6 protein-coding genes and 1 pseudogene are annotated in these 3,763 nt (G+C 41.1%); 5 read left to right on the top strand and 2 right to left on the bottom strand.

Features of this window, described 5'->3' with window-relative positions; all coding sequences use genetic code 11:
- The 3 genes from ACYTXL_RS25725 to ACYTXL_RS25715 form a co-directional block, all read left to right on the top strand.
- The coding region (locus ACYTXL_RS25725) for a hypothetical protein (protein ID WP_461927167.1) at nt 1–224 on the top strand (224 nt) is incomplete at its 5' end.
- Nucleotides 221–400: a hypothetical protein gene (locus ACYTXL_RS25720; RefSeq protein WP_461927166.1), complete on the top strand. Its 180-nt coding sequence runs from the start codon at nt 221–223 to the stop codon at nt 398–400. The genes ACYTXL_RS25725 and ACYTXL_RS25720, both read left to right, overlap by 4 nt.
- 21 nt (nt 401–421) lie before the next feature.
- Entirely contained in the window at nt 422–757 is a 336-nt protein-coding gene (locus ACYTXL_RS25715; protein WP_461927165.1) for a papain fold toxin domain-containing protein, read from the top strand.
- A gap of 128 nt (nt 758–885) precedes the next feature.
- Here ACYTXL_RS25715 and ACYTXL_RS25710 read toward each other — a convergent pair whose 3' ends face one another.
- Nucleotides 886–1,119 carry an Hfq-related RNA-binding protein gene (locus ACYTXL_RS25710; RefSeq protein WP_461927164.1) on the bottom strand — a complete coding sequence of 78 codons (234 nt, stop codon included), beginning with the start codon at nt 1,117–1,119 and terminating at the stop codon, nt 886–888.
- A gap of 69 nt (nt 1,120–1,188) precedes the next feature.
- Between ACYTXL_RS25710 and dapF the strand changes: the two genes are divergently transcribed.
- Nucleotides 1,189–2,028: a diaminopimelate epimerase gene (gene dapF, locus ACYTXL_RS25705; protein ID WP_461927163.1), complete on the top strand. Its 840-nt coding sequence runs from the start codon at nt 1,189–1,191 to the stop codon at nt 2,026–2,028.
- A 244-nt stretch (nt 2,029–2,272) separates the two neighbouring features.
- Nucleotides 2,273–2,431: pseudogene (locus tag ACYTXL_RS25700) on the top strand (pentapeptide repeat-containing protein); the annotation flags it as partial.
- A 385-nt stretch (nt 2,432–2,816) separates the two neighbouring features.
- Here ACYTXL_RS25700 and ACYTXL_RS25695 read toward each other — a convergent pair.
- The gene (locus ACYTXL_RS25695; protein WP_292765494.1) at nt 2,817–3,017 is read right to left on the bottom strand and encodes a heavy-metal-associated domain-containing protein; all 201 of its coding nucleotides are present in this window, start codon (nt 3,015–3,017) and stop codon (nt 2,817–2,819) included.
- Nucleotides 3,018–3,763: the final 746 nt, after the last annotated feature.

The following is a 3,763-nucleotide window of genomic DNA, read 5'->3' as shown; positions in this document are numbered from 1 at the left end:
CGATCCGGCGAGATGGCAAGTTTATTCGCTATCCTGATGGCGGCATGGATTTGCGAGTTGGCGACCAAGTATTGTTATGTGGTAGTTTAACAGGTCTAAGTCAACTAGAAGAGTTATTTGCGATCGCCAGTTCAGTACCCCTTTCTATCCCAGTGGTGAAAGCTGGTGAGATAGAAGCGCTCAAAGTGTTTCTGCCTGCGGATAGTGTGACGGAGTGCGATTGAAACTTTCTATTGCACTCGAAAAAAGTTACACTGCGTTCTTTACCGCACTTCTCTACGAGACGCTGCGCGAACGGCAAGGCTCAGTGACCACCGCAGGTCTTACCCTGAGCCTGCGCCGAAGGGCATCGCATTTGGCTGTAGTTTATCGAAGAGCGATCGCACCGACGCTAAAATAAGACCAACATTTACGTCAGGAGATGTTTTTTCTGAATGATTTCCCGGATGATCTAGTCATTGCAGAACTTCATGAAGCAATTGGTAATCTTGTGATTCGATTTCCACTACTTCATTGCGAAGAATGTGCTAATACACTCAAACAATGGCTTAAACAACGCGGAATTGATGGCAAGCTTTGGCGACTCTCAACTAAGTATGACAATGAAGACTTTATTCTCAGCGATCGCCTTGAACAACAGGGTTGCCCTGAAACTATCACTGAAAATGGTGTTCATTACAGAGTTGAAGTTTTTGAGAAAATCTTCGACAATCTTTCCGGACAAGGACTATTGTTAATTGTGGCGCTAGCTGTATAACTTGGTCAAATTTTTTGGCTTGGACAAGTATCCTCTGGTACCCAGTAATAAAAGCGTTCCCAGGCAACTAATGGCAAAGAGTAATTTCATCTTTCATCCAGAAGTAATGAGTTGTGAGTTTTAACTCCTCACTCCTTACTTACTTCACTCGTTTTTGGTTTAATATAAGCGATCGCATGTTTCCAAACAGTGGTTTGCTGACTGTTTTCATCAGCAATACAGATACACTGTGGATCTTGCCATAAAACCTTTCCTATCAGCACATCACCAGTCAGCAGCTTTAACTCTACTGGTATTGTTTGTTTAATCAGATTTTGGACTTGTCTAATACTAGGTAAAGTAGTGTCAAATTCGGTAAGCATTTTTAGTAAAGATGAACCTACAAGGCAAAATAAAGAGTAACTAATCCTTGATAATTCATCCTTAAGGAAATGGCAATCGAATTTACTAAGTATCATGGTCTAGGCAACGACTTTATTCTGATTGACAATCGCTCCTCATCTGTACCTGTAGTCACGCCAGAGCAAGCCATTAAGTTGTGCGATCGCCACTTTGGTATCGGTGCTGATGGTGTCATTTTTGCCCTACCTGGAGAAAATGGCACTGACTACACCATGCGGATTTTTAATTCCGATGGTTCAGAACCAGAAATGTGTGGTAATGGCATTCGCTGTTTAGCTGGCTTTTTAGCAGATTTAGAAGGCGAATCCCGGAATAAAGACTTATATCGCATTCATACCTTAGCTGGTGTGATGATTCCCCAACTCATATCTGATGGTCTAGTGAAGGTGGATATGGGTTTACCCAGGTTACTCGCTGGCGAAATTCCTACCACTCTTGCACCCACCCAAGAAAAAGTCATTTCTCAGCCGTTGGAGGTGGCGGGGCAAACTTGGGAAGTCACCTGTGTAAGTATGGGAAATCCGCATTGCATTACCTTTGTAGAAGATGTAGCAGCAATTGAGCTAGAAACCATCGGCCCAAAATTTGAGCATCACCCAGCTTTTCCCCAACGCATAAATACCGAATTTATGCAAGTGGTACGCCGTGACTATTTGAAAATGCGGGTATGGGAACGAGGCGCTGGGATTACATTAGCTTGCGGGACTGGTGCTTGTGCTTCCTTGGTAGCTGGAGTATTGACTGGAAAATGCGATCGCGCCCCCACTATCGAATTACCAGGTGGACTATTGCAAATTGAATGGTCAGAAGTAGACCAACGGGTTTACATGACAGGCCCAGCCCAGAGGGTATTCACTGGGAAACTGTAACCGATTTACTATTGGCATTACTCAAGTAGTAGTGCCATAAAAGTCTTGCAGCGAGGAGGGCGTTTCAGAGGGTTTGTACGGTACGGTAGGGTTGATTATAGAGCTTGGGTTTCGTTGCTTAACCCAACATTTTCGGTGGTTTGTTGGGTTTCACTTCGTTCAACCCAACCTACGCAGTTTATGGTTTTTGACGCTAATTCAAGCGTATTGGATTATAGATAGTAATTGATTGGGGCGTTAAGGTATGGATGCTGAGGAGTTGTGCAGGCGCTATGCTGCTGGGGAGAGAGATTTTCACGGAGTTGACTTGAGTGGAGTCAATTTGGAAGAGGTTTGTCTTGAAGAAATCAATCTCGAAGGGGCTGATCTTAGAGGAACCCTTTTCTTCCGTTCCAACTTGCGGGGGGCTATTTGTTTATGTACAACACTATTCTGCCTGATGGTCGAGTTGTCGCCGTCCCCGATGCTGGGAGAGATCGATTGATCGCTGAAGGATATGAATTCTGAGCCTGCCAATAGAGGTGCTGCTTCCAAGGGGGTAACTAGGTCACTTGAATTATCACTCTCAATGGCTGCCAAAAGAGAATTTTTATTTATCTATATTTGTTGCAGTTGATAAGAAGCACATTAAGTTAACTATTTAAAGCGTATCAGAGAAGGAAAATATTCTTTATCAAGTCGAGTAATTTAATAATATTCCGCCCGAAAAACGGGCGAATATTATGATTAAGCAATTGTGTCGGTTAAACTACCTCATCTAAATCTCTTGAGAAATTTAGATGAAGTAATTAATAACCCTCTATAGTATAACCAGCAGATTGCACTATCTGTTTAATTGACTCTTCAGAAGCGGCAGATTCCACAGTTACGGTTTTAGCATTAACGTCAACATTTACTTTGGCATCAGATTCCATAGTCTGAATAGATTTAGTTATTTTCTTGGCACAGTCGTCACCTTTAATATTTGGAACTTTCAATTTAATTGCCATTAGTTACCTCATTAAGTCAACTAGAATTTCCATTTAATAAATATTATAAAGGTTGAGATAGTGAGAGCACATCTTGCTGAAGTAAGGTAATTTGGCATCAGAGTGGCAGTATTAAATAATAGCTGTACATAAATTCTTATTGATAAAATTTGCAGGCAGTAAAATTAAATAAGATGCCAAAAGATATAAAGTTATTTATGAAAATACCCTTAGTACTATTAACTTCTAAAAAGCCACTTTTTTAGTTTGTTCTCAGATTCCATAATACATTGCAGATTCTCCGATAGGCATTCCTGTTCCACATAGTTGTTCTCGTAGCATTGCCTGAACATACAAGCATCTATACGTAAGTCACAAAACCTTTAATCTGTAGTTTTTAATTTATTGCTATGCTATAAATACTTCTGTCCAACTTGAAATGCCTATATACATCTAAAAAACATCTGTCTCATGGTATGAATGAGTCATCAGGACAATGTTCTTAAATTGGTTAATTCCGTAGCGATTAGTTTTGATGCACAAATTATTGCCATCTTCTGGAGATTGCATGGAGGTATTAACGCTAGATTGCACAGATTATTTAGTAGAAATTGCTAAATATATACCCCCTAAAATTAGTTTAAACCTCATCTAAGCTAAGAACCGTAGTTTTTGCCCTCACCCTAAATCCCTCTCCCAGATATGGGAGAGGGACTTTGAAATTCTGGCTCCCCTTCTCCCAGATTTGGGAGAAGGGGTTGGGGGAT

This window comes from Nostoc sp. (assembly GCF_054880495.1).
The sequence above is the reverse complement of the archived record's forward strand: the minus strand, read 5'-3'. Positions and strand labels throughout refer to the sequence as shown.

Excerpts from the sequence above, each read along its gene's own strand:
- ACYTXL_RS25710 (WP_461927164.1), bottom strand. The coding sequence starts at position 1,119 with ATGCTTACCGAATTTGACACTACTTTACCTAGTATTAGACAAGTCCAA.
- ACYTXL_RS25695 (WP_292765494.1), bottom strand. The coding sequence starts at position 3,017 with ATGGCAATTAAATTGAAAGTTCCAAATATTAAAGGTGACGACTGTGCC.
- ACYTXL_RS25715 (WP_461927165.1), top strand. The coding sequence starts at position 422 with ATGTTTTTTCTGAATGATTTCCCGGATGATCTAGTCATTGCAGAACTT.
- dapF (WP_461927163.1), top strand. The coding sequence starts at position 1,189 with ATGGCAATCGAATTTACTAAGTATCATGGTCTAGGCAACGACTTTATT.